This is a genomic window from Methylomarinovum caldicuralii, assembly GCF_033126985.1.
Lineage (GTDB): Bacteria > Pseudomonadota > Gammaproteobacteria > Methylococcales > Methylothermaceae > Methylohalobius > Methylohalobius caldicuralii.
On sequence record NZ_AP024714.1, the window covers coordinates 2,381,761 to 2,406,035 of the forward strand.

The following is a 24,275-nucleotide window of genomic DNA, read 5'->3' on the forward strand; positions in this document are numbered from 1 at the left end:
GAACAATTGATCTTAACATCACTATCCTCAAATAATAACTCGCTCCATAACGAATTGCTGCAATTTATTCTCCAAACTGTGACATCAAAACCCGATTCTCTAGGAGAGGGTTAGAAAGAAAGATGAATCAACTCATGCAATACACCGCTCATTTACTTCCCGCGCTATTCCCCCCTCCTCCAGCACAATCCGCCGGTCACATTTATCCAGCGTCATCAAACGATGGGCAATCATGAGGATGGTCACCTGTCCCCGCAGGTTTTCCACCGCCCGTATCACTTCCCTTTCCGTCTCCACATCCAACGCCGAAGTCCCTTCGTCAAGCACCAGAACTTCCGGATCGTGATACAAGGCCCTGGCGATGGCCACCCGCTGGCGCTGTCCGCCGGACAGGCGAATGCCCCGCTCGCCGATGACAGTGTCCAGGCCATCCGGCAGACGGTCCACCAACTCCTGCAGTTGGGCCTGCTTCACCGCCCGCTTCAAGGCGATTTCATCGATATGCTCCCCCTCGATACCCAAGGCAATGTTCTCCCGCAGGGTGCCGTCTACCAGCGACAACATCTGCGGCACGTAACCGATGCGGCGCTGCCAGTCCCGCAATTGTGGTTGCAACGGCCCGCCGTTCAACAGAATTTCTCCCTCCCGTGGCACCAAAAGCCCCAGGATCACGTCGATGAGCGTCGATTTGCCGGCGCCGGTCTTGCCCACGAAACCGATCGCCTCCCCTTTGTGGATCGTCAGGTTGATGCCCTTGAGGGTGTCCGCCGCCGCGCCGGGATAGCGGTAATGAACATTTTTCAGTTCCAATGCCTGGAAAGTGAAGCGGGACGGAGCCTTCTCCACCTGGACTTGCGGCTGGGATTCCAGCGCCTGAATGTCCCGGTGGATCACATCCAGGGCCGCCCGGTAATGCTGCATCTGGCTGTACTGGGACATGAAACCCGACAGGGCGCCCTTGAGACGGGCCAGCCCGACCGCGCAGACGGTGACGATCTGCAGCACCTGCCCGGCGCTGTTGCCCTGGCGGAACAGCAGCAGCACCATGCCCGCCAAGGCGAAGATCGTCGCCAGCTCCACCCAGCCGGGAATAAACTTCAACGCCAATACCCGAGCATAACGCTCCTGCTGCATGAGAGCAGCGAAATCGTCGTGGAACCGGCGCAGGAAGTGATCCTCCCGCCCCAGCAGCTTGATTTCCTTGACACAGCCCAGTCCTTCGTTGACATGCTGCACCAACCGGCCCCGCAGCACCTGTGCCTGCCGGCCGGCCGCCCGCACCTTGCGCTGTTGCCGCCAAACCACCCAGGCGGCAAACCCCAGACAGCCCAAAAGCAACGCCAACGGTCGATAGGGGATGTAGAACAGAAAAGCCGTCAGTACCGCGGCGATGATGACACCCTGCGTAGCCATCTCCAGTAGCGGCACCAGCACCCGTTCGGCCAGTTGGATGCTCTCGTTGTTGAGATTGCGCTGCAACTGGGCGCTGTTATGGCGCAGGTGATATTCGTAAGGCGCCTTGAGATAGCCGGCGTACAAGCGCTGGCTGAAGCGCAGGGCGCGGTTCTGGGCGTAGCGGGTCTTGATCCAGGTCGCGCCGGTATTGATGAGCAGTTTGAGGGAGAAAAAACCCACCACCACAGCGGAGGCCCACAGCAACGCATCCATGCGCTCCAGGTGCGCGAACTGCGGCGGCAGATAGCGAGCCACCCGCTCGGGATAGGCCAGCAGGCCGACATAGGCCGGCACCAGGTACAGGCTGGCGATTTCGAGAACCGCCTCGAACAGCATGATCCCCACCAGGGCCATGAAACCGAAGCGCTCGGTGGCATTCAGCAGGGCGAACAGTTTTCTGAGGCTGTCCAGCATGGTTCTTTACTTGATTGACTGTCTTCTAACCTTAGCAGACAGCACGGGGATGATGGTGAGTGATTCGTTTTGGAGCCGGTAACCGGAGTTATCTGGATATAGCAAACCTCATGCCGCAACCAGCCGCATGATTTGAAACAGGTTTATCAAGAAGAAGCACCATGGAGTGCGTGATATGACACAGATCTACGGTAAATAACGCATTCTCCCTCAACAGCTGCTTCCCAGCTCCAACCGGGCCAGAAAGGCTTCCCCGCTATCCTCCTCAATGATCCACTCGCCGATTTCAGTCAGCCGTTCCAGATCATTGATTTGCTCCAACAACGCCTGCGCCTTGCCGACATATTCCTTACCATAGAACCGCTCGATCAAGCGCAACAGCAACCGCCGCTCGGCGGCTATGCCTTGCTGGATGCCTTGCCGGATGCCCTTCTGCATCCCCTGCTCCATGCCCTTCTTCAAAGCCTGTTGGTACCATTGCTCCACACGTGTCGCCAGCATGTCCAAATCTCCTATGTCGTCGTTGCGTTCGCCAAAACCGGGAAAGCGCTTCTCAAACAAGACCAACAGCAGCTCGGTCAGCTCCCGTTGCAACGTTCCGCTCTCCTGGTAATGAGCCTTGAGCGTCCGCGCCAGCGCCCGCCAAGGCGCATCACCGTAGAGGTAGAGTTCGTCATAGCCCGCCGGCATCTTCATGGCTGCAGCGCCTCGAACACTGCCTGCCCAAACCGCGGCCAGGCAAATCCGGCCGCAAACTCTCGGATGCCTTCCGCCGCCGGTGGCCGCTTCAGCATCTCAACAACCGCGCGGGCGAATTCCGCCCCATCCTCCGGCGGCACCAGGCGACCGGACACGCCATCGGCGACGGCATCCACCACCCCGCCGGTGGCGTAGGCGACGGTGGGCAGACCGTGGGCGGCCGCCTCCACTGCCACCATGCCGAAGCCCTCCGGGTCGTCCGGAAGATGGCGGACCGGGAAGACGTGGACATCGGCGGCGAAAAACGCCGCTTCAAGCATGATTTCCGGCACAAAACCGAGTAAACGCACGTTCTCCGCCACCCCCGCCGCTTCGGCCGTCTCCAGGATCATGGCCGGGGTTTCCGCACGGGCGGCAAGCGCGTCCTTGGGGGCATCGCCGACGATAACCAGACAGACTTCCGGCACCTCTTTTACGATCGCCGGCAACACCTCGCGCACGAAGCGGCCCACCCCCTTGCGGGCGGTCAGCCGGCCCACCGACAGCAGCAGCGGCCGCTCCCCCAAACCGTGTTCGGCACGAAACGCCCGGCGCTGCCGGCGGCGTTCCTCCACCCCGGCCACCGGCATGTCCACCCCCGGATGGACGATGGCGATGCGGTGATCCGGCACGCCGATGCGCCGGGCCAGTTCCGCAGTGGCCCGGCTGTTGGCGATCACCCGGTCCAAGCGGCGGATGGCGGGCAGCCACAGCGCCCGGTAAAGGGGATGGCGCACCGTCAGATCCAGGCCGTGGACGTAGGCGGCCGCCAGCGCGCCGCTGCGTCTGGCGGCGGCCAGGGTCATGAACGCGGTCAGGCCGCTGCCGGCCAGGATGACATCGGGACGGAAACGTTTCGCCTCCCGCACCCCGACCCGCGAGGTGGCGCTTACAAACCGCCACAGGGGCTTGCCGGGCACCTCGGCGACTTCCACCCCCGCAGGCGCATGTGCCGCAGCGCCTGCCGGGGCGACGACCCGCACCGGACCGCGCTGGGCCAGCTCCGCCGCCAGATGCAGGTTGAGGCGCTCCATACCGCCCCAGAGGGGAGGGAAATTACGGGTCAGCAGCAGGGCTCGCATGGGGCTACCTCGATCCGCACGCGCAGATCCATCTCCCATTCCCGGCGGGCCTGGGCGACCTTTTCCTCCACCAGACGTTCCACCCGCTCCAACAGCAGGCGGGAGTCTTCTTCGGCCAAACTCATCGCTGCCTCTCGTGTCGATATGGGCTCCAACTTTGATGGGACCGGGGCGCGGCTGTCAAGTGCCGGCCGTAGCGGGCCGCGGTGAAGCGCTCGGTCACCGCCGCGATCCGTTCGGCCGAATCCGGACATTGCGAAGCCGCCCGGCGGGCGAAGGCGGAAGGGGTCTCCCACGGCGCTTTCGTCAGCCCCCGGCGCGCCATCTGCTGGAGAAACTTTTGGTATTCCCGCAGCAGCGGGTCGGCCTCGCCGCCGCGCCGGGCCCGTCCCGCCGCCAGCGCCAGCAGCGCCGCCAGCAGCAACGCCCCGTAGGGCCAACGTTTCCCCAGCGCCGCCAGCAACCGCGCCTGGGCGGTGCGGTCGTAACCGAGCACCCACGAGTGCCAGCGGTGGTCGAGGTCGGACCAGAGAATGCGCAGCGAGCGCACCACCCCGCCGTGGCCGGCGGCAGCCTGCGGCGCGGCTTCGGCCTGCGGCGCCGCCAGCAGCCGGGCGGCGCCGGCCTCGGTGAGAGGATCGGCCAGATTCCGCACCTGTTCCACGTAACGCGGCGCCACCGCCTCGGTGGGATCGACCCGCACCCAGCCTTTGCCCTCCACCCAGATTTCGGCCCAGGCGTGGGCGTTGGCCTGATAGACCTCCAGAAACTTGCCGCGTGGATTGACGAAGCCCCCCAGGTATCCCCCAACGATGCGCGCCGGAATCCCGGCCGCGCGCATCAGATAGACGAAGGCGGAAGCGTAGTGCTCGCAGAAACCGGCGCGGGTCTCGAACAGGAAGCGGTCGATGAACGGCCCGTCCATTCCCCCCGGATGGAGGGTGTAACGAAACCCTTCGCGGCGGAAGTGCGCCAGCAGCGCCCGGGCGGACGCCTCGGGGGTGGCGGCGTCAATGCCGAGCCGGTCGAGCAGTTCCCGCACCCGCCGGCTGGGTGGGGCGGGCAATTGCAGGGCCAGACGGCGCTCGAGGGGCGACAGCGGCGGGAAGCGGTAGCCCTCGAAGGAAACCGCCCGGTAACGGCGGCGCTCGTCCACGGGAAACAGCGCCTCCAGCACCCCCTCGCGGGTCAGGCGCGCCCCCTCGGGCACGGCGGCGGGAATCCCGAGCGAGAACAGCCAGCGGCGGTGGTGGGGCTCGACGGTCACATGATACACGGAGCGTTTCCCCCTGCCCGGCCAGGGCCGCGGCAGCGGCTGCTGCATGGCCGGATGGGGCAGCCAGCGGCGGCCGTCGAAGCGCCAGAACACCTGGGCGCGGAAGTAGCGGGCCTCAGGCGGCGGCACCTCCCCCTCGAAGTCCACCCGGAAGGCCACGTCCATGGAAGTGGCGAGACTGGCCACCGCCCCCGGCTCCATGATCTCGGCAAGACCGGTAACGGCGCGCTTGTCGAAGGGCAGGTGGATGAAGCCGCCGTGGGGCCGGGGGAAGAACAGGAACAGCAGCACCATCACGGGCGCTGCCGGCAGCAGCAGCCCGGCCAGGATGCGGGCCAGGGCGCGCCCGGGCAGCAACGTGGGGGCGTTGAACTGCACCAGCGCCGCCGCAAGCAGCGTCACCGCCGCCAGGGCGTAGGCGGCCATGAGCAGCGACTGGTCGTAGAGGAACTGGGTCAGGGCCACGAACCAGCCCAGAAAGATCACGAAATACAGGTCCCGCTCCGACTTCAGCTCCATCAGCTTCAACCCCAGCCCGACGACGAACAACCCGGTGCTGGTCTCAAGATCGATGGCGCCGCGCCGCGAGACGATCACCACCACCGCCGCCGCCAGGGTCAAAAGCGGCAGCCACACCCCCCGCGGCAGCAGCCGGGGGCGGCCGATCCCCACCCAGCACCAGGCCCAGAAGGCCAAAAACAGCAGGGTGTGGCTCCCGTGCAGGTGGAGAAAATGGGGCGCCACCAGCAACAGCAGCGCCAGGAGCAGGAAGCGGCGCTTGGCAGTCTCAGCCATGCCCTCCTCCCCCGAACCCCGCCAGCGCCTGCAGGCAGGCGTGCAGGTGGGCCGCTCCCCGCTGGGGCGGCAGAAAGCGTCCCGGCAGACGCAGGCCGTAGGATTTGCCGCTTTCCTCGGCGTCCAGCACCAGGCGGCACAGCCAGGCCAGGCGCTGCTCCGTCTCCGCTGGCGACAGGTCTTCCCAGGCGAACACGGTTTCGTCGCCGTGCGGTCGCTGGACGAATTCCCGGGTCAGCAACCCCTGGCCCTTGGCCAGCCCCTTCCAGTGGATCCGGCGCGGGGAATCGCCCGGGCGGTAATCCCGCAGCCCCTGGAATTCCAGCTCCCCGTCCAAACCCGCCCGTCCCCGGCCGGCGGGGATGGGGGCCTGTTCGGCGGGCCGGGGATAGACCCACAGCGCCCATTCGGTCTCGAAGCGGCGCACCGCCCGGAACAACCCGAGGGGAAACGTGGAACTGAGGGTAACCGGACCGATCCGCAGCAATCCCCGCCGTTCGGTCCGATACGGCAGCATCACGGTTTGCGTCCCGCCGTCGGCGGCCACCGTGACCGCCTCCGCCCCCGGCGCGCTCACCCGCACCTGCCAGCGGGCGGAACCGGGATTGTCGAGCCGCAGCGGCAGTTCGGCCGTCTCCCCGGCGAACACCGGCTCTGGCGCTTCCGGGCGCAACGCCAACCCCGCCAGCTGGCGGCGGGTGTGGAACGGCGCCGTCAGCCCCACCCCCGCCAGCAGGTAGGTGAGCAGGTAGCCGAGGTTGTTGCCGTAGTTGGCCGACACCAGCCACAAAAGCGCCAACAGCAGCGCAAAGCCGCCGAGCCGAGGGGTGGGGCGGAGTTGGACGGCGTTTACCGCGCCATCACCCGTTCTCATGCTTTCAAAAACTCGTCCACAGAAATACCCGCCTGCTTCAGAATCGCCCTCAAAGTACCTTCAGGAATGGTCCCCGGATGACGGGGCAGCGTCGTGTAACGGCCGGTTTCCGGACAAAACCAGATTTCGTGACTGCCTTCCGCCTGCCTGCGAAACTGGAACCCAAAGCGTTTGAGCCTGGCTGCCACCTCCCGGTAACTAAAGCCGGCCAGCCTTCCCATGCTCAGAGTTCGACCACCAAGGGATAATCGAAGGATTCCAGCGACGCCTCTTCGGTCTTCCCCTGCTCCTCCAGCAATTTACGGGCGACGTCGCGGGCGATTTCCAGGGTCTCCCAGATGGTGCGCCCCTGGACGACCAGCCCCTGTACTTCGTCCGAAGTCGCCAGATAGACGCCTTCCGGCAATCGCTCGATATGCAACTGAATCATTCTCGCCATTTCAACCTCCAAAACCGCCTCATTCCTATCGGCAAAGGACCCATGGAATCGTTCCCCCCCTACGGCACCGCCACCGCCTCCAGCAACCGGAGCACGCCGCCTTCGTCCCCCAGGCGGTGGCCGGCCACCGGTTCCAGCACCGCCTGCACGTCGTCCGGCAGGACGAAGTCGCGCCCGTCCAGAAACGCCCAGGCCCGGGCCGCCTGCAGCAGGCCCAGCCCGGCCCGGGGCGACAGCCCCAGGGAGAATTCCGCCATCTCCCGGCTGCGCTGCAGCAGTGCCTGCACGTAGTCCAGCACCGCCTCGGAGACGTGCACCTGTTCCGCCTGTGCCTGCAGGTCCAGCAGTTGCGCCGGGGTCAGGCAGGGTTTTCGTTCCGCCGCCAGCTGCGCCCGGCTGCCGCCGCGCAAGAGCGCGCGTTCGGCCCGCGGGTCGGGATAACCCAGGGATATGCGCATTAGGAAGCGGTCGAGCTGGGATTCCGGCAGGGGGAAGGTGCCGTGCTGGTGAAACGGGTTCTGGGTGGCGATGACGAAGAACGGCTGCGGCAGCGGATGGGTCTCTCCCTCGACGCTCACCTGCCTTTCCTCCATCGCCTCCAGCAGGGCGCTCTGGGTCTTGGGGGAGGCGCGGTTGATCTCGTCGGCCAGCACCACCTGGTGGAAAACCGGCCCCGGATGGAAGCGGAAGGCGCGCAGCTTCTCGTCGTAGATCGCCGCCCCGAGGATGTCCGCCGGCAACAGATCGCTGGTGAACTGGACCCGCTGATAGCTCAGCCCGGACAGGTGCGCCAAGGCGTGGGCCAGGGTGGTCTTGCCGACGCCGGGGATGTCCTCGATCAACAGATGCCCCCGCGCCAACAGGCAGCACACCGCCAGGCGGATGGGCCGTTCCTTGCCGAAAACGATCTGCCCCAGGGCGTCGAGCAGGGGCGCAAGGGGTGGATTCATGGCGTCGTGTTTTTCCGTGGCGGTATCCATCAATGTAGCCGAATTCGGCCGGCGAAACTTTGTGACCATGGTCGCATTCCCGTTAATTGCCACTTCAATCCCTCCGTCAAGCGCCGAGAAAGGTGGCATCGACACGCTTTCCGGCGACCGTGATGGAACGTTACGAACTGATCTGTTTTTCCCTCCGCCCCGGCCTGACGCCTGAACAAGCCCGGACGCTGACGGCCTCGGTGCTGCCCGGCGCACCCGAGCCCCGCCCCGGGGTCCGCCTCGGGGTACTGGCGCCGGAAGCAGCGCGGGCAGCCCAGCGGCGTCTGACCCGGGCCGGAGTCATCTGCAATTACCGCCCGGCGACGGCAACGCCCGACTGGCAGCTGGCCCCCGAGGAACAGCGCCACGTCTGCGGCGGCTGCGGCAGGCCGGCGCACATTCCGGCGGGCCGGCGCAACTACCGCTGCCGCCACTGCCGCCGGCCGATCCTGCGCCACGGCCGGGAAGTGCCGCCGCCGGCCGAAACCGCACCGCCGCCCCCGGCGTCCCCGCGCTCGCGCGCGCCCTCCCTGCTGCTGGCCGTCGCCGCGGTGATCCTGTTGGGCGGCGGCGATCCGGCCCGGGCGCTGGCCGCCAAGATCCGGGACAGCGCTTACCGGCAACTGGCGCCGCTGGCCGGCGAATTCCAATTTCTGACCCAGGTCATGGCCCGGCAACGGCTGCAGCCTCACCCGGCCCCGGCTCTCCCGGCCGTCGCTGCGGCACCGGTCGACCACACCGCCGCGCCGACCGCCGAAAAGCCGGCTACGGTCCGGGCGGCCGCCGCCCCCGCCGAATCGGCAACGCCGGATCATCCCCTTCTCCCTGAGGGAGAGGGCAGGAGCGAGGAGGAAAACCGGGAACCCCTCCCCACCCTGCCAGAACCCGTCCGCCAGGCCCGATCCCTGACACAGCTGGAAACGGCCCTGCGCCGGCAGATCGACGCCGCCCCGGCCCGCGCCCTCCCCCGGTTACCGGAAACGCCGTCTTTGCCGCCGGTGAAACTGCCGCTGCTGCCGCAGCCGGTGGCGGTGGACCCGGCCAGGCTGCGCGCCGTGGTCGCCGAACTGGACGGCCACCTGCGACGCAAAGCGCCGTTCCTGCGCACCCTGTACCGCCACGACCTGGAACTGCTCGACCAGCTGCAACGGCTGGAACGTTCGTTCCAGGCCCCACAGGCATCCGCACCGTCATATGCCGTTCCCCAATCCGAAGCACGCACCCGCGCGACCGCCGTCCCGGCCTTCGACGCGCCCGGCTACTGCCCCGTCGTGCCGCTGCCGGCCGCCTGTCCCGCCGCTTGATCGGGCCGCATGTGGGCTTCGATGAAAGCCCGCGCCGCCGCCAGCCGGCCGTCCCGGTCCAGCTCGGTTGCCTTTTGCAATTCCCGCCATCCCGCCGCCTGCTCGCCGTTGAGGTACAACGCCTGGGCCAGATTGAGGCGGAACGACGGGTCGTCGCCGTCCAGGGCCACCTGGCCACGGGCGTAGCGCAGCGCCTGGGCGTAGGCGTGATGGCGGAAGGCCACCTTCAGCGCCGCCACCAGCACGTCCCGCCGCCAGGGGCCGGGCAGGCGGGGATTCTCCAGCAGGGCGTCGGCGGCCTCCAGCAGCACCTCGGCCGGCAGGTTCCAGCGGTCGCGGAGGTCGTCCTCCAGCAGCCGGGTCAGGGTGTACACCTGATTGGCCGCCACCGGCCCGCGGCGGAGATGGGCCTTCAGGTCCGCCAGCAGTTCCCGGTCCACTGGCTTGCCGTCGAGGGCGTCGAGGGTCAAAAGGCCGAAGCGCCCCACCAGATAGTAATCATCCAGCTCGTTGGCGTGGCGGTAGAACACCCGTGCGAGATTGCGCAGCTCCCGCGCCCGGGGGGTGTCGCGCCCGAAGTTCTCCGCGGTTTCGATCATCACTCTGCCTGCGGTGAAGTTGGCCCGCGCCGACAGCGGGTGATGGGTCACCTCCGCCAGCACCAGGGCGCGCTGGTCCGACCAGGAAAGCGCCCGCGCCCAGGTGCCCCCGGCCGCCAGCAGGACGAATCCCGTCAGCACCGCCGCCCGCACCGCCAGCAGCGGCTCGCCGCGGCTCGCCATCCGCCCCCGCAGCTTGGCCCAGACACGGCCCCACTCCGGATGCAGCAGGTAATAGCAAAGCATCAGCAGGATGCCCCACGAGGGCAGGTAGTTGCGGTGCTCGTGGACGAGCTCCAGCGGGAACACCGTCGATTCCATGGCGTGGCCGGCGAGAAAGAACAGCACCCCGAAGGCGAACACCGGCGCCTTGCGCCACGCCCACAGCGCCAGCCCCGCCGCCAGCAGCCACTCCAGGACGGCGGGCAGCGTGGTCGGCGGATCGGCCAGGCCGTGGGATACGGGAATGTCGTCGTGGAACAGCCCCAGGTTGCGGATGTCGGGCACCAGCAGCCAGTGGACGTAATGCCACAGGATGCGCGGCTCGGTCAGGACCCGCTCGGCCAGGGTGAAGGGACGGCCGCCGTAACCGGCGGCCAACTGGTCCAGATGCAGCCCCAGATACCACACCGCCCCGCCCAGCACCGGCGCCCCGGCGAGCAGCAGATGGCCCCCGAGCAGCAGGCGGCGCGCCAGCGGATTCCCCGCCCGGAAGCGGAAGAAAAGCCACTCGATCAGGAACACGAACAACACGATCAGCAGCCCGTTCTCCTTGGAAAGGGCCGCCAGCGCCCCGCAGCCGACCACCCCGCCGAGCATCAGCACCACCCCGGTCCCCCACTGCGGCTTTGGCCGCAACCAGCAGCACCGCCCCAGCACGTAGAGGATCATCCCCAGCAGCGTGAATGTCGCCGCCAGGCTGGTCATGCGCTGCACAGTGTAGAGCACCGAGGTCAGATTCAGGGGATGCAATAGCCACAGCGAGGCGGTCGCCGCCGCGATCCAGCGCCGCCGCAGCGGCGTCAGGCCCGCCTGGCCGGATTCGGCCAATTGCCCGAGCAGCAGCCCGGTCAGGATATAAATAAGGATGCCGTTGGCCAGATGGATCAGCACATTGGTGAGCTTGAACCAGAACGGATTCATCCCCGTCAGCCACACGTTGACGGCGAAGCTCAGCATCGCCACCGGCCGACCCAGCGGCCCGGCGTTGCCGGAGCGGATCACCGCCAGCGCCGAATCCCAGGTGGGCCGGGCCTGCCTCAAAGCCTCGTTGAGGGCCAGATTGGGCTGATCGTCGAACAGAAACCCGCCGCCCAGCCCCGGTGCGTAAAGGATGAAAGCCGCCATCAGGGCCAGCGCCAGCGCCGCCCGCGGCAGCCACCCCTGCAACGCCGACGGCCGCGGCAGGGAGAAGGGAATTTCAGCGGACACCCGGGCCACGACAACACCTCCAGACACGGGAAAAGAGGCCGGCGCGAAGCCGGCCAAGGTTGGATGGAACGACCGATCCAATCATCCGGTCGAGAACGCCCGCATTCTTCGTCAGCGGATTGCAACGACGAACGACTATTTTTTTAGTAAAGCCATTACCATGCCATATCGTAACCCGCTGAAATCTTTGAAAAGAAGCCAAACAAAACCGCCGCCGGACTGAGTCATATGACGCACTCAATACGGCATATGGAGCATGCCGGGGTTTCTTGACGGCCACAGCGGCGCTGCCGACAATAGCTTGAAACCACAAGCCGCAGGAATCCCAGCATGACCGTCCCCGTCTTCGACACCCTCAAGCTCGCCCGCCGCCTGCGCGAGGCCGGTCTGCCCTCCGAGCAGGCCGAGGCCATCGCCGAGGCGGAAGCCGAAGCCCTGGGCGAATTCGTCGTCTACAACCTGGCCACCAAAGGCGACATCGCCGAGATCAAAACCGAGATCGCCGATCTGCGCGGAGACGTCGCCGAACTGCACGGCGAGCTGAGCGAGACCCGCGCCGAACTCAAAACCGACATCACCCAGGTCAGAGAGGAAACGGCCGCCCTGCGCAGCGGACTGAAAACCGACATCGCCCAGGTCAGAGAGGAAACGGCCGCCCTGCGCACCGAACTGAAAACCGACATCGCCAACCTCGACAACAGGATCGAACAGGTCCGCAGCGAGCTAAAAACCGACATCGCCGGGGTGAAGGGGAAAATCGCCGAAGTGAGGGGGGAGATTGCCGAGCTGCGCGGCGAAATCAGCCGTTTCGAGGTCATCCTCGCCCGCATGGACCGCAAATTCACCATCTACTTCGCCGTCATCCTGTTCGCGATCATCTTCCTCAACCAGGACGCCCTCGAATTCCTCGCCCGCCTACTGGGCCTGGTGCGCTGACCCCCTAAAACTGCGGCATATCACACACTTTGCGGCATATGCCGCAACTGTGACCAGCGTCACAACACCCTGCCATCCCCGAGCCCGCGCCCTATGCGCTTTCCGGGACCTGGCACTCTTTCTGCTTAGTAATAGCCGCATGTCCGGGCAGGGAAGCGACCAGGAACGGCCAAGGCCCGGCAGCCCCAGGGAAGACCGCCAGGAAGGCGAAGGGCAAAAAAGCGGCCGCCACGGGCGGCACCCCGAAGCGGCCGTAATTTTCGTCAACGCTTATTGTTATTGTAGGAGAAAATCCAATGATGAACCTGAAACCGAAGACAATCAAGACACGCAAGCGCCAGGCAGGTTTGACCCTGCTGGAACTGACCGTGGTCCTGCTGGTCCTCATCGGCCTGTCGGGGCTGATCCTGCCGTATGCCCAAGGGTATCTGCAGCGGACGCACGACTCGACGGGGAACGACAACCTTTGGGAGTTGAACAATGCGATCAACTTGTTCCAGGCCAAATATCTGGAATACCCGGAGGATTTCCATGCCCTGGTCGAGAGCGGTGGAGCCATCTATGACGACCTGATGAATACCGACCTGGTTGCTGCGGCAACCATGGGGCCGACCCAGCGCATGTCGCTGTCGATGGCCGGCATCAACCGGGTCTGGCTGATGAAGGATGGAGCGAGCAATGAGAGCGCCACCTTTGACGCCATCGACGTCACCACGGAGATCAGGACGGGGATGGCTACCGGTCTCAACCGGACTCTGGCAGTGGTCACCGCCACGTCAGCATATCCGACCAAGGGCCAACACCTGGCCTTCGCCTTCTACAACAGTACCGCTCCAGCGATCGTTGCCAATTTCGACCACGACGGCACGCTGGATGGCACCGATGCCTGCTACGACTACGTCGTCTTCGGCGTCGGGCCGGAAAGCGAAATGGTGAATACGGTCATGTCGGATGCACCGCTGCACTTCGCCTCCACCGGCGGCATGGGGCCGGAAAACAAGTACAACCGCTTCGTGGCGGTGTTCCGCGTGGACAAGAGCAATACGGCCCCTTGCTCCGAAAACACCGAACCGGCCAAGCTGGTCGGCTCGGCGATGCTGATGATGCCCCCACACCTGTTTGGCCTGGCACACACCCAGAGCCATACCTATGAAAACATCACCGACAGGAGCAACTGATCGCGTTCTTGTCTGACCTGACGGGCGGGCGCTTCGGCGCCCGCCTTTCTGCCGCTCAGAAACCGACCATGACCCCCCCCACACCCCAGCCCGGCTTCACCCTCCTGGAACTGACCGTGGTGCTGCTGATTCTGGTGGCGCTCGCGGGGGTGGTGATTCCCTTCACCCAGGGGACGGTCGATCAGGCCGCCTGCCAGGCCACCGACGCGACGCTGGCGGCGGTGAAGGAGGCGATCATGGGATCGGGCGCGGGGCCGGGGTATTACAGCGATATGGGGAACCGCCTTCCCTATTACCGAGATGGAAGTGGTAACGCGGATTGCCACGACGACACCGCCGCCGGCGGCGATCCGATTTACCACTTGCATTTCCTGTTCAACGTCTCTGCGACCAACAGCACACCGAAGAAATCCGTCTGCCCCAAATCCCTGCAGAGTTTCCGTCCCAACCTGGCCCTCGGCTGGCGCGGGCCGTATTTGCAGAACGGCGGGGGAAAGCTGGCCGATCCGGCCAAGTTGGACAGCAGTTTTTCCGATACGACCCATCATGTGGCTTTCGACCACAAGTCAAGCACGTTTCAAAACGACTTCCATGTCTTAGACCATTACCGCTGGCACAATCCCATCGTGCTCCAGGTGCCCACCAGCGGCACCTGCAGCGGCTACCCGGATCCTTCCTGGTGCGCCCGTCTGGTGTCCGCCGGTCCCGACGGCGCGCTTTCCACGACGCTGGCCAACGTCTCGGCCACCAATCGCGGCGACGACCGCGTGCTGTTCCTCCGTATTCCCGACCCTTACCCCCAAGGCAACCTGCCATGCGCACGCAAGTGACGTTCACCCGCCAAACCGGCCTGACCCTGCTGGAGCTGGTGGTCAGCCTGCTGGTGATGACGATTCTGACCTCGGTGGCGATCACCTCGGTGAGCGGGATTCAGGAGCAGGCGCGGTATGAGAAGACGGTGCGGTTGCTGGAGGAATTTCGCAAGGCGATTGTAGGAGATGATGACTGGAGCAAGGGTATCCGGGCCTATGCCTTCGACATGGGGACTCTGCCGCCGAATCTTAGGGCACTCATAGTTCCCCAAAGCCCTGCATGGCGTATTGTCACGGTCAATGCGGGAACAGACTCCCAATTCTACATGGGTAGAGGATGGCGCGGCCCCTATCTGTACGCATCGTCATCGCCGGATGATCCCGATGCCTTGCGCGACAGTTGGGGAGGCGTCACCAATCCAACCTATGACAACGATCAATATTACGGCTGGGTAGTAAGCCCCTTGTCGCCCACCACATCGATGCGTATAGAAAGCTATGGCAGTGACAGCCAGGATGGGCCAAGTAACAATTGCGGCCAGGATACGAGCTACCAAGATGACTGCCTGATCGATATAACCGAAAACACTTGGAAGGTCTCCCTACCCCAAATCACGCTGCATTTTCTGGATACCACCACTACGACCGCTTTGACGAATGTAACGACCTGCCTCCAGGTTTACTACCGCTCCCCCGCGGTCGCTTTGGGAGTCGTCTCTGTCACCAGTGATCCAACGCCCCTTGCAGTAACGTCGAAACCCCAATACCGCTCACCGCCATTCAACTTCTCAGCCGGACCCAGCGTCCCCGCAGGTCAGAACTACATCGCCCTATTCCGATGTAACTCCCTGGGAGTCATCACGAACCTGAACAATATCTACCCGAGCGGGCGCCGCCCTTTGGCGGTTGACATGCGCCCCGGCAGCACCATTCCCGTCATCGACTGGTAACACAACAAAATAAAAAACGCCCCCGAATGCCCCTCAAGGACAAGATAACCCCCCTCCTCGCCAAGCTCCCCCAGTCCAACCGCCCGCGCCACACCCTCCTCTACGTCACCCGGGAGGCCACCTTCCGGGCGGAGGCGGACGGGCGCGGGCGGCTCATGGGCGATGTGGAGACGGTGGAAAAGACCTGCGACGGGGTGGACTATCTGCCGGAGGCGGTGGAGTATGTGCTCACCCAGGGACCGCGGCCGGCGCGGCGGGTGTGGATTCTTTACGACCGGCTGGAAACCCACAGCCTGGCGCTGCCGGAGGCGCAGACCACCGGCATCGGCGCGGCGGCCCTGACCCAGGCGCTGATGTTCGAGCTGGAGGCGGTCACGGGCATGTCCATCGTCAATCGCCAGATCGGCTACACCCTCACCGCCTCCGACGACGAGATGCGCAACTACTGGGTCAGCCTGCTGTCGCAGCGGGTCTTCGACCGTCTCTCCCACCTGGTGCGCCAGAACCGCGCCCGGCTGGCGGCGGTGCTGCATCCGGGCGGGCTGCCGGCGCCGCTGACGGAGGGCTTCGAGCTGCCCTGGCTGCGGATCGAACACTGGCCCGAGGTGGTCATCGCCCTGTGCGCCCGCCACCGCGACGAGCCGCCGGAGGTGAACGTCATCCCCACCGAGGGGATGCACGACGGCGGGGAGGGGGAAATCGCCGAGTGGCTGGAGGAGCACGGGGACGTGACCCGACGGGAGGTGCTCTCCTGCGGCCGCACCCTGCTGCTGGGGGAGGACGAACAGCCCACCTACCGCCTCGACCACCTGGAGGACCGGCAACGGTGGCTGGCACGCTGGGCCGCGGCCCTGGCGGGGCGCGACTTGCACGTGCCGCTGCTGCAGGACGCCCACGCCATCAACCCCGACTATCTCTACATGGGGCTGTCGGGGGCGGCGGCGCTGCTGGTGGTGGCGGCGCACTTCGGCTGGCACACCTGGCAGAAATACGACTACCACCAGAAGACCGCCGAGCTGAAGCAGATCGAACAGCAGATCAAGACCCTGCGCGACGGCATCAAGGCCCGCCGCGACAAACTCGACGCCCTCAAAGGGGAAGTGTCCGCCCTCCACGAAGGTTTCAAGGACTTCCCCACCCTGCTGGAGCGGTTGCGCAGCCGTCCAGCCCGGCTGCTGGCGGCGCTGGCGCGGGCGCGGCCCGCCGGGGTGGTGCTGGACGGCATCGGCCGCGACGGCGACATCTGGAAGATCCACGGGGTGGCGGTCACCTTCAGCGCCCCCAACCGTTACGCCACCGCCCTGGAGGCCCCGGTGGCGACCCTGGGCTTCGAGGTGCTGCCGCCGGTCAAGCAGGACCGCGACCTGTTCGTCCACGGCGGCCCGTGGGAATTCGACATCAACCTCAAGGACCTGGGATTGGCGGAGGTGGCCCGTGGCGCTGACGGCTGAACAACGAGAACGCTATCTCAAGCGCATCCTCCCGGCCCTGGCCATCGGGGTGGTCTATTTCACCTTCGTCAAGGGCTTCGTGGAAAAGAACACCGAAAAGGCCGAGGACGAATGGCGTCAGCTGGCCCAGAAGGGTATCAGCGCCGCGGCGATTCCCTCCTACCAGCGCCAGATCGAAGCCCTCGACCGCCAACTCGCCGAACTGGAAACGAAAAAGGCCGAACTGGACGCAAAGCTGGCCGGGGAACTGGGCGGCCTGGCCAGCGGCCGCGACACCAACCGCCTGATCGCCGAGCTGACGGCGATCCTGAGCCGCCACCACCTGCAGGTGACCGACGAGGGCCGCGACGACGAGATTTTCGAACAGGGCAGCCGCACGGTGCGGGAAATCCGCGACAAGCTGCAGCAGCAGAAGCTCGACGACAAGCTCCATTTCCAGGCCTGGCGGGTGGAATTTCTGGGCCGCTACGGCGACGTGTACGCCGCCCTGCGGGAAATGGCCGACAACGCGGTGCCGCTGATCCCCCTGGACCTGACCATGAAACCGCCGGCGGATGACAGCGACCCGCGCATGGCCTGGACCTTGACCCTCTGGATCTGAACCATGGCGACACCCTCGGAACGACTGCGCAACGACGACCAACGGCAAAACCCGCGCCAGCCGGCCCTGCCGGCTTGGCACGCAGCGCTGTATCCGCCCGGCGCCGACAGCGTGGAGGGGCGGATCGTCGATCTGTCCGACCGGGGCGCCGGGCTGGCCGTGGCCGAAGCCCGGCTCGACGGCCTCCACGAGGGGGCGCAAGTGACCCTGACCCTGGAGGCGGGCGAGCGCCGCTTCACCCGCCGGGCCGAGATCCGCTGGCTGCGGATTCAGGACGACGGCGGCCTGCGTTTGGGGCTGCGCTTCATCGATCCGGTCTGTTTCGATCCGGCCGACCACGTGCTCGACATGGATGAAGTGCGCATCCATCCCGAATGCGTCCTCAAGATCCCCGCCACTTTGGCGATGCGCAGGCGGGTGCTGCCCTTCGTGGAGCTGGACGGAGTGCTGCACGTGGCCTGCACCGACCCGGGACACCGCTCCACCCTGCGCATCGTCGAGCGCATGGCCAAGACCCGGGTGTGCGCCTGGAAGGCGGAGAAGGAGCCGCTGGAGCGGGCCATCCGCCGGGTGTGCGGCGACGGCCGCGACCGCCTGAGCGCGCTTTCCGCCCCGTCGCAAAACGCGCTCCAGGGTCTGGACGCCGACGCCACCGACGTCACCGACGAGATTCTGTTCGCCGCCTATCTCAAGCAGGCCTCCGATGTCCACATCGACCCGCGCCGCGAGGGGGTGGTGGTGCGCTTCCGCGTGGACGGCCGCCTGGAGACGCACGCGATGCTGCCGGCCAACGCCCACTCCGAGATCATCGGCCGCCTCAAGGTGCTGGCGGGGATGGACATCGCCGAAAAGCGCGCCCCCCAGGACGGCAGCTTCTCCAAACAGTTCGTCAGCGGCGGGCGGGAGATCGACGTCCGCGTCGCCACCCTGCCCACCAGGTACGGCGAGCGCATGACGCTGCGTCTGCTGGCGCTGCAGACGGGCAGCCTCACCCTCGACAAACTGGGCCTGAGCGATTTCCACCGCCAGACTGTGGAAACCTTCCTGCGCCGCAACCAGGGCATGATGCTGCTCACCGGCCCCACCGGCAGCGGCAAGACCACCACCCTGTACGCCGCCATCCGCCGCCTGCTGGCCGAGCGCGACCTCAACATCATCACCGTGGAGGACCCGGTGGAATACGAGATCGACGGCGTGGCCCAGTCGGAGGTGGACTCGGCCGACAAGGTGAGCTTCGCCAAGGCGCTGCGGAGTATTTTGCGCCACGACCCGGACGTGGTGATGATCGGCGAGATCCGCGACCACGAAACCGCCGACGTCGCCATCAAGGCCGCCCTCACCGGCCACCTGGTGCTCTCCACCCTGCACACCAATTCGGCCCCGGCGACCCTGACCCGCCTCATCGACATGGGACTGGAGCCTTACCTGGTGGCCGCCAGCGTGCGCCTGGCCATCGCCCAGCGTCTGGTGCGGCGCCTGTGCCGCCACTGTCGCATCCCCCGCCCCCTGACCCGGCGCGAGGCGGAAGTCTTCCAGCGCCCGGAGCTGGCGGGCCAAGAGGTGTACGAGGGCGCCGGCTGCATCTACTGCGGCGGGCGCGGCTACAATGGCCGGCTGGCGGTGTACGAGATGCTGCCCATCGACGCCGAATGGGCCCGGGGCATCGCCGAGGGGGCCGGGGAGGCGGAGGTGATTCAGTGGATGCAGGAGGCCGGCGTTCCCTTCCTGGTGGACGACGTGCTCGACAAGGTGCTGGCCGGGAAGACCTCGGTGAGCGAGGCGATGGGGATCGTGCTGTCGTGGTGAGCTGAATGCCGGAATACCGCTACATCGCCCGCGACGGCGCCGGCCGCCAGCAGAGCGGCACGGTGGAGGCCGAATCGCGCGAGGCCGCGGTGCTGCAGTTGCGCGGCCAGCGCCTGCTGGTGCTGGAGATCGCCGAGATCAAGCGCCGCGACGGCCCCAGATCCTTCAGTCTCAACCCGCTGGAATACCGCGCCATTCGGCCGGTGGACGTGGAACGCGACTTCCACCAGCTGGCGGTGATGCTCCGAAGCGGCCTGCCGATCCTGGAGGCGCTGCGTATTGTCGCCGGCAACTCGCGCATCGCCGTGGCGCGGGTGTGGAACAAGATCGCCGACCGCATCCAGCAGGGCGACAGCCTCACCGAGGCGATGATGGAGCACAAGGTGTTCGACCGCCTCACCCTGGCCCTGATCCGGGTCGGCGAGGAAACCGGCAACCTCGATTTCGTCCTCGACCACGCCAGCAAGGAACTGGAGCGGATGCGCAACTTCAAGCGCCAGGTGATCTCGGCGCTGGCCTATCCCCTGTTCGTGATGGTGTTCGCCATCGGCGTGGCCATCTTCATGCTCACCACCGTGGTGCCGGAGATCAAGAAGTTCCTCGCTGTCCTCGGCCGCAAGCTGCCGCCCATCACCCAGGCGCTGATCGACACCTCCGACTGGCTCGAAACCCACGGCCCCTACATCCTCATCGGCCTGACGGTGTTCATCGTCACCATCGTGCTGCTGCGCAAGGTGCCGCTGACGCGCTACTGGCTCGACTGGCTGCTCCTGAAAACCCCCCTTTTCGGCCGCATCGCCCAGCTTGCCGGGGCGGTGGCCTTCACCCGCGGCCTGGGCACCCTGTTCAAGAGCGGGGTGCGCATCGTCGAGGCCCTGGAAATCACCGAGGCGCTGCTGTCCAACACCTGGCTGGGACGGCGGGTGGCCGAGGCGCGGCGGCAGGTGCTCCACGGCGAGTCGCTGTCCAAGCCTTTGGGGGAGAAGTTCGGCTTCCCGCCGCTGCTGTACAAGATGCTGGTGGTGGGGGAGAACGCCGGCACCCTGGACGACATCCTCGACGAACTGACCGCCTACTTCGAGGACGCCATGGCGCGCCTGATCCGCACCATGGCCGCCTTCATGGAACCGGCGGTAACCCTCATCGTCGGCGGCATCGTCGGCTTCGTCTATGCGGCCTTTCTGGTGGCGATGTTCTCCGCCGGAGGCAAGGGATGAAGCGGCTGGCGCTGTTGTGGCTGCTCTCCCTGCCGGCGTGGGCGGAAGACGATCTGCTCAAGGTGGGCAAGACCCCGGCGGAGAAGCTGGACGAGAAAACGGCAAAGGCCAAGGACAACGTGGACAAGGCGCTGGCGACGCTCAAACGCAAGAAGGCGGCGACCACCGCGGCGCTGTTCGCCCTCGGCGGGCCGCAACCGGCCGCCCCCCTGCCCGACCCGACGGCGCCGGACGAGACCTTCCAGCAGACTTTCCGCACCCTGCTCCGGGGCCAGAGCCAGGGCGGTGATGGCACCCTGCCCCCCATGCCCGACATAAAACTGGCCGCCCTGGTGCGCAAACCTCAGATACCGCCGGCGGTGCTGCTGAAGATCGACGGCCAGGTGGTGATGGCGGAAAGCGGCGAGGAAATCAGCCTGATCCGGGAGGGTCGCGCCATCCAGGTGCGGGTTCAGGAAATCGGCGAGGACAGCGTCCGCCTTCTGGTCATACCCCACAACGAACTGCTCACCCTGCACTGAAACATGGATCCCAACGACAACAACAAGACACCGATCCGCAGCGGCTGGCTGCTGCTGGCCTTCGCCCTCACCCTCGGCGCCGGCGCGCCCGGCCAGGCCCGCCCCCACGCCGACGACCGCATCGCCCGCATCGAATTCCGCAGCGTCACCGTCGGCGACGCCCTGCGCATCCTCGCCGACCGCTCCGGCCTCAACGTAGTGGCGTCCCAGAAGGCCGCCCGCATCCCGGTCACCATGTATCTGAAGGACGTGCGGCCCATGGACGTGATCGAGGCCATGGCCAAGACCTACAACCTCTGGTACCGTCGCGATCCCCGCTCCGGCATCGTGCGGGTCTATACCGTGGACGAGTTCCGCCTCGGCCAGGTGGACTACGCCCAGGAACAGACCGAGGTGTTCACCCTCAAGCACGAGATGAACGTGCTCGACGCCGCCACCGCCATCCGCGACCTCTACGGCGACCGGGTGATCCTGAACCTGGGATCGGAAAACGACTTTCAGCTCCTCGCCGACCTGGCCCAGCGCTTCCAGCGCTTCAACATCATCGACAGCCAAAGCCGCTTGAGCACCACCGGCACCGGCCGCGGCGGGATCGGCGGAGGCTTCGGCGGCCGGGGATTCGGTGGCGGCTTTGGCGGCGGCTTTGGCGGCGGCTTTGGCGGCGGCTTTGGCGGCGGCTTTGGCGGCTTTGGCGGCTTCGGCCTGCAGGGACTCCAGAGCCAGCAGCGAGAGGCCACCGGGGAGACCGAAGTCAAACCGGAGGAAGTGCGCAAAGAGATGGCCGGCACCGAAAAGCTCCTCGGCGGGGTGCGCGAGCGGGAAGTGGTGCTGGAAACCACCCGCCGCACCGCCCCCATCTACCTCACCCTGATCCGCCGTCAGAACCGGGTGGTGGTGCGCACCCGCGACCAGGACGCCCTGGAACAGATCCGCCGGTTGATCGAAAAGATCGACACCGACATGGCCACCTTGCTGCTGGAGGTGAAGGTGTTGCAGGTGGATCTGGGGGATGACTACAGCTCGGTGTTCGACTTCGCCTTCGACAAAGGCAGGGTCACGGCGGGAAAGAACTCCGAAACCCAGAATTTCACTACCTTTGCGCTGCAGAATCTGGAAGCGGCGACCCAGAACGCCCTGCAGAGCACCGCCATCGCCAACCCGGCCCTGCTGGCGGCTCTGATCGGCAAGAACTTCAAGGCCCGCCTGGAGCTGCTGGAGAAGGAAGGCCGGGTCACCACCCTGGCCACCCCGATGCTGCTGACCGCCAACCAGGAGGTCAGCCGCATCTTCATCGGTCAGGAGGAACCCATCGTCACCGGCTACAACGCCCAGTCCGCCACCGTCAGCCAGCCCCAGGGCAACGTCGCCATCATCCAGAACCCGCTACTGGTGCCGGAATTCGAGACCCGCAACCTGGGCAAGACCCTGATCCTGACCCCCACCATCAACGCCGACGGCAGCATCAGCCTGCGGATGATGCTGGAGGATTCGGTCATTTCCGGCCAAAAGCCGGTGGACATCCCCGTGGGCAACCAGCTACAGAGCGGCAACGTGGACATCGTCTCCAACCGCACCTACAGCGGCAGCATCGTGATCCAGGACGGCCAGGGGGCGGCCATCGGCGGCCTGATCGAGGAAAAGGCCGAAGACCAGGAACGCAAGGTGCCGGTGCTCGGCGACATCCCCCTGCTGGGACGCCTGTTCCGCGATGAAATCCAGCTCCGCAACCGCACCGAGCTGGTCATCCTGGTCCGCCCCCAAATCATCGACACCCCCAAACAAAGCGGCCGGGTCAGCCGCGCCTGGCTCAGGGAGCAAAGCGCCCACCCGGCCCTGGACCAGCCCAACCGCAGCCTCAACATCTACAAAAACCCTTACGGCACCCACCGGGGATACGAGCTTCAAGAACCCTACAAGACCTATCCGGGCCAGGACGCCATGGACCGTTACAACCGCAAGGACGGCTACTGGAAACGCCAGGCCGCGGAAGCCGAACTGCTGCCGGATTCGAACCAGCAGCTCTACATGCAGCTGACCCGTTACGCCGCCAAGGCCGTACGGGCCGAACACCGCACGCTGCCCAACGATCAGAACATCCGGCCGCGGCCCAGACCTCCCGCCAACCCGGTCTATCTGACCCCCAATCTCCAGGCCGTCCCCCTGGCCAGCTGGGGGCGCGGGGGGTTGACCGTGACCGCCCTGAAACTGATCAATCGCGGCGAAACCCCGGTCACTTTCAACGCCCGCGAGCTTCGGGGCGACTGGCTGGCGGCCACGGTGGAGAAACCGCGGCTGGAACCCGGTGAAGGCACCTACCTCTATCTGATCTCCGCCGGCGGATTCCGGGAGGCGCTGCAGCGATGAAACGGCTGCTGCCGGGACTGTGCCTCTGGATGATGCAGGCCGGCGCCGCCGGGCCGGAGCTGCATATGACGGTGTTGCAGCCGCCGCCGGCGCCCCAAACCGTGACCCTGGCGAACGCCGACACCCCGCCACTGCACATGACGGTGCTGACCGAAGCGCCGCCAGGGCCTGTCACCGCCTCCAGGGATTTCCGGTTTCATTACGATGTCGGCCTGGGCTACCGGCGCGACCGTCTCGACTGGAACATCGGCGTTCCCGAGGGCCCCGACGTGCTGACCGAGGAGAAATGGCGCGATCTGGACAGTATCCAGCTGAGCGGCAGCGCCCATCTCGTCACGCCCCAGAGGATCGCCTTCCAGGCGCGGACAGCCTACGCCTGGGTGGTGGACGGCGATTACCGGCGCACGGACTATCTGGAGAACGGCCGCAGCGATCCTTTTTCCGGCACCGCGGCCCGGGCCGATCACGGCCATTTCCTCGATCTGTCGGTGGGCGTCGGTTACCGCATCCAGCCCGACGCCTGGAAAGTCAGGCCGTGGCTGGAGCCGTTGGCCGGGTATGCCTACCGGAACCAGACCCTCCAGGCGAACGACTTCCGCCAAACCCTGGCCACCGCCTTGCTGACGCCGCCGCAAGGCCCGCTGCCCGGCACCGAATACCGCTACCACGCCCGCTGGCATGGGCCCTGGGTCGGGCTGAATCTGGGGGTGGAAGGCGAACGCTGGCGCCTGTTCGGCCAGGGAGAGTACCACTTCGCCTGGTACCGGGCCGACGGCCGTTTCAAATCCCTGCAAGGCAGCGACCGTAAGGTCACCTTCGATCAGGACGCCGACGGCCGTGGCGTCGTCGCCCAGGTGGGCGGCAGCTACCGCCTGTGGCGCGCCCTGTCGCTGCAGCTGAGCGCCGAGTTCCAACACTGGCGGGCCGACCACGGCAAGGACAAAACCCGCATCGGCGGCGGCGACGCCGTGACCGCCCGCCTGAACGAAGCCCGCTGGCGGATGCTGGGCGGGCGCCTGAGTTTGAGTTTCGATTTTTGAGGAAGCGAATCC

Annotated in this window: 22 protein-coding genes; 12 read left to right on the plus strand and 10 right to left on the minus strand. The window is 66.2% G+C overall.

Features of this window, described 5'->3' with window-relative positions; all coding sequences use genetic code 11:
- Positions 1 to 132 precede the first annotated feature (132 nt).
- The 9 genes from MCIT9_RS12065 to MCIT9_RS12105 all read right to left on the minus strand — a co-directional run bounded on the left by MCIT9_RS12065 (position 133) and on the right by MCIT9_RS12105 (position 8,023).
- Entirely contained in the window at positions 133 to 1,869 is a 1,737-nt protein-coding gene (locus tag MCIT9_RS12065; protein WP_317705124.1) for an ABC transporter ATP-binding protein, read from the minus strand.
- 210 nt (positions 1,870 to 2,079) lie between these two features.
- A complete protein-coding gene (locus MCIT9_RS12070; protein ID WP_317705125.1) occupies positions 2,080 to 2,565 on the minus strand; it encodes an RpnC/YadD family protein in 486 nt (161 codons plus the stop codon).
- Complete coding sequence (locus MCIT9_RS12075) at positions 2,562 to 3,689, minus strand: glycosyltransferase family 4 protein (RefSeq protein ID WP_317705126.1); 1,128 nt, start codon at positions 3,687 to 3,689, stop codon at positions 2,562 to 2,564. The genes MCIT9_RS12070 and MCIT9_RS12075 overlap by 4 nt, the downstream gene beginning before the upstream one ends.
- A complete protein-coding gene (locus MCIT9_RS12080; protein ID WP_317705127.1) occupies positions 3,671 to 3,814 on the minus strand; it encodes a hypothetical protein in 144 nt (47 codons plus the stop codon). The genes MCIT9_RS12075 and MCIT9_RS12080 overlap by 19 nt, the downstream gene beginning before the upstream one ends.
- On the minus strand, positions 3,811 to 5,760 hold the full coding sequence (locus MCIT9_RS12085; RefSeq protein WP_317705128.1) for a transglutaminase TgpA family protein: 1,950 nt from the start codon (positions 5,758 to 5,760) through the stop codon (positions 3,811 to 3,813). The genes MCIT9_RS12080 and MCIT9_RS12085 overlap by 4 nt, the downstream gene beginning before the upstream one ends.
- The gene (locus tag MCIT9_RS12090) at positions 5,753 to 6,634 is read right to left on the minus strand and encodes a DUF58 domain-containing protein (protein ID WP_317705129.1); all 882 of its coding nucleotides are present in this window, start codon (positions 6,632 to 6,634) and stop codon (positions 5,753 to 5,755) included. The genes MCIT9_RS12085 and MCIT9_RS12090 overlap by 8 nt, the downstream gene beginning before the upstream one ends.
- Positions 6,631 to 6,855, minus strand: a complete 225-nt coding sequence (locus tag MCIT9_RS12095) for a type II toxin-antitoxin system HicA family toxin (RefSeq protein ID WP_317705130.1) — start codon at positions 6,853 to 6,855, stop codon at positions 6,631 to 6,633. Before MCIT9_RS12095 ends, MCIT9_RS12090 begins: the two co-directional genes overlap by 4 nt.
- A gap of 2 nt (positions 6,856 to 6,857) precedes the next feature.
- Positions 6,858 to 7,073, minus strand: a complete 216-nt coding sequence (locus MCIT9_RS12100) for a type II toxin-antitoxin system HicB family antitoxin (protein WP_317705131.1) — start codon at positions 7,071 to 7,073, stop codon at positions 6,858 to 6,860.
- Positions 7,074 to 7,132: 59 nt separating this feature from the next.
- On the minus strand, positions 7,133 to 8,023 hold the full coding sequence (locus MCIT9_RS12105) for an AAA family ATPase (protein WP_317705132.1): 891 nt from the start codon (positions 8,021 to 8,023) through the stop codon (positions 7,133 to 7,135).
- A gap of 122 nt (positions 8,024 to 8,145) precedes the next feature.
- Here MCIT9_RS12105 and MCIT9_RS12110 point away from each other — a divergent pair, with 122 nt between their 5' ends.
- On the plus strand, positions 8,146 to 9,357 hold the full coding sequence (locus tag MCIT9_RS12110) for a hypothetical protein (RefSeq protein WP_317705133.1): 1,212 nt from the start codon (positions 8,146 to 8,148) through the stop codon (positions 9,355 to 9,357).
- Here MCIT9_RS12110 and MCIT9_RS12115 read toward each other — a convergent pair.
- Complete coding sequence (locus MCIT9_RS12115) at positions 9,312 to 11,396, minus strand: tetratricopeptide repeat protein (protein WP_317705134.1); 2,085 nt, start codon at positions 11,394 to 11,396, stop codon at positions 9,312 to 9,314. The two genes, MCIT9_RS12110 and MCIT9_RS12115, sit on opposite strands and share 46 nt — an antisense overlap.
- Positions 11,397 to 11,717: 321 nt before the next feature.
- On the opposite strand from MCIT9_RS12115, the gene MCIT9_RS12120 reads away from it, so the two are divergent.
- The 11 genes from MCIT9_RS12120 (at position 11,718) to MCIT9_RS12170 (ending at position 24,263) form a co-directional block, all read left to right on the plus strand.
- Positions 11,718 to 12,323: a coiled-coil domain-containing protein gene (locus MCIT9_RS12120; RefSeq protein ID WP_317705135.1), complete on the plus strand. Its 606-nt coding sequence runs from the start codon at positions 11,718 to 11,720 to the stop codon at positions 12,321 to 12,323.
- Positions 12,324 to 12,619: 296 nt separating this feature from the next.
- The gene (locus MCIT9_RS12125; RefSeq protein ID WP_317705136.1) at positions 12,620 to 13,501 is read left to right on the plus strand and encodes a hypothetical protein; all 882 of its coding nucleotides are present in this window, start codon (positions 12,620 to 12,622) and stop codon (positions 13,499 to 13,501) included.
- Positions 13,502 to 13,509: 8 nt separating this feature from the next.
- On the plus strand, positions 13,510 to 14,331 hold the full coding sequence (locus MCIT9_RS12130; RefSeq protein WP_317705137.1) for a prepilin-type N-terminal cleavage/methylation domain-containing protein: 822 nt from the start codon (positions 13,510 to 13,512) through the stop codon (positions 14,329 to 14,331).
- Positions 14,316 to 15,263, plus strand: a complete 948-nt coding sequence (locus MCIT9_RS12135) for a hypothetical protein (protein ID WP_317705138.1) — start codon at positions 14,316 to 14,318, stop codon at positions 15,261 to 15,263. Before MCIT9_RS12130 ends, MCIT9_RS12135 begins: the two co-directional genes overlap by 16 nt.
- 26 nt (positions 15,264 to 15,289) lie before the next feature.
- Positions 15,290 to 16,714, plus strand: a complete 1,425-nt coding sequence (locus tag MCIT9_RS12140; RefSeq protein WP_317705139.1) for a hypothetical protein — start codon at positions 15,290 to 15,292, stop codon at positions 16,712 to 16,714.
- The gene (locus tag MCIT9_RS12145) at positions 16,698 to 17,315 is read left to right on the plus strand and encodes a hypothetical protein (RefSeq protein WP_317705140.1); all 618 of its coding nucleotides are present in this window, start codon (positions 16,698 to 16,700) and stop codon (positions 17,313 to 17,315) included. Before MCIT9_RS12140 ends, MCIT9_RS12145 begins: the two co-directional genes overlap by 17 nt.
- Positions 17,316 to 17,318: 3 nt before the next feature.
- Positions 17,319 to 19,121, plus strand: coding sequence for an ATPase, T2SS/T4P/T4SS family (locus tag MCIT9_RS12150; RefSeq protein WP_317705141.1), 1,803 nt, complete (start codon positions 17,319 to 17,321; stop codon positions 19,119 to 19,121).
- A gap of 5 nt (positions 19,122 to 19,126) precedes the next feature.
- Positions 19,127 to 20,338, plus strand: coding sequence for a type II secretion system F family protein (locus tag MCIT9_RS12155; protein ID WP_317705142.1), 1,212 nt, complete (start codon positions 19,127 to 19,129; stop codon positions 20,336 to 20,338).
- Entirely contained in the window at positions 20,335 to 20,859 is a 525-nt protein-coding gene (locus MCIT9_RS12160; RefSeq protein ID WP_317705143.1) for a hypothetical protein, read from the plus strand. Before MCIT9_RS12155 ends, MCIT9_RS12160 begins: the two co-directional genes overlap by 4 nt.
- A gap of 3 nt (positions 20,860 to 20,862) precedes the next feature.
- A complete protein-coding gene (locus MCIT9_RS12165) occupies positions 20,863 to 23,223 on the plus strand; it encodes a DUF3438 family protein (protein WP_317705144.1) in 2,361 nt (786 codons plus the stop codon).
- On the plus strand, positions 23,220 to 24,263 hold the full coding sequence (locus tag MCIT9_RS12170) for a hypothetical protein (protein WP_317705145.1): 1,044 nt from the start codon (positions 23,220 to 23,222) through the stop codon (positions 24,261 to 24,263). The genes MCIT9_RS12165 and MCIT9_RS12170 overlap by 4 nt, the downstream gene beginning before the upstream one ends.
- Positions 24,264 to 24,275 lie beyond the last annotated feature (12 nt).

Excerpts from the sequence above, each read along its gene's own strand:
- MCIT9_RS12065 (WP_317705124.1), bottom strand. The coding sequence starts at position 1,869 with ATGCTGGACAGCCTCAGAAAACTGTTCGCCCTGCTGAATGCCACCGAG.
- MCIT9_RS12070 (WP_317705125.1), bottom strand. The coding sequence starts at position 2,565 with ATGAAGATGCCGGCGGGCTATGACGAACTCTACCTCTACGGTGATGCG.
- MCIT9_RS12075 (WP_317705126.1), bottom strand. The coding sequence starts at position 3,689 with ATGCGAGCCCTGCTGCTGACCCGTAATTTCCCTCCCCTCTGGGGCGGT.
- MCIT9_RS12080 (WP_317705127.1), bottom strand. The coding sequence starts at position 3,814 with ATGAGTTTGGCCGAAGAAGACTCCCGCCTGCTGTTGGAGCGGGTGGAA.
- MCIT9_RS12085 (WP_317705128.1), bottom strand. The coding sequence starts at position 5,760 with ATGGCTGAGACTGCCAAGCGCCGCTTCCTGCTCCTGGCGCTGCTGTTG.
- MCIT9_RS12090 (WP_317705129.1), bottom strand. The coding sequence starts at position 6,634 with ATGAGAACGGGTGATGGCGCGGTAAACGCCGTCCAACTCCGCCCCACC.
- MCIT9_RS12095 (WP_317705130.1), bottom strand. The coding sequence starts at position 6,855 with ATGGGAAGGCTGGCCGGCTTTAGTTACCGGGAGGTGGCAGCCAGGCTC.
- MCIT9_RS12100 (WP_317705131.1), bottom strand. The coding sequence starts at position 7,073 with ATGGCGAGAATGATTCAGTTGCATATCGAGCGATTGCCGGAAGGCGTC.
- MCIT9_RS12105 (WP_317705132.1), bottom strand. The coding sequence starts at position 8,023 with ATGAATCCACCCCTTGCGCCCCTGCTCGACGCCCTGGGGCAGATCGTT.
- MCIT9_RS12120 (WP_317705135.1), top strand. The coding sequence starts at position 11,718 with ATGACCGTCCCCGTCTTCGACACCCTCAAGCTCGCCCGCCGCCTGCGC.
- MCIT9_RS12125 (WP_317705136.1), top strand. The coding sequence starts at position 12,620 with ATGATGAACCTGAAACCGAAGACAATCAAGACACGCAAGCGCCAGGCA.
- MCIT9_RS12135 (WP_317705138.1), top strand. The coding sequence starts at position 14,316 with ATGCGCACGCAAGTGACGTTCACCCGCCAAACCGGCCTGACCCTGCTG.
- MCIT9_RS12140 (WP_317705139.1), top strand. The coding sequence starts at position 15,290 with ATGCCCCTCAAGGACAAGATAACCCCCCTCCTCGCCAAGCTCCCCCAG.
- MCIT9_RS12150 (WP_317705141.1), top strand. The coding sequence starts at position 17,319 with ATGGCGACACCCTCGGAACGACTGCGCAACGACGACCAACGGCAAAAC.
- MCIT9_RS12155 (WP_317705142.1), top strand. The coding sequence starts at position 19,127 with ATGCCGGAATACCGCTACATCGCCCGCGACGGCGCCGGCCGCCAGCAG.
- MCIT9_RS12160 (WP_317705143.1), top strand. The coding sequence starts at position 20,335 with ATGAAGCGGCTGGCGCTGTTGTGGCTGCTCTCCCTGCCGGCGTGGGCG.
- MCIT9_RS12165 (WP_317705144.1), top strand. The coding sequence starts at position 20,863 with ATGGATCCCAACGACAACAACAAGACACCGATCCGCAGCGGCTGGCTG.
- MCIT9_RS12170 (WP_317705145.1), top strand. The coding sequence starts at position 23,220 with ATGAAACGGCTGCTGCCGGGACTGTGCCTCTGGATGATGCAGGCCGGC.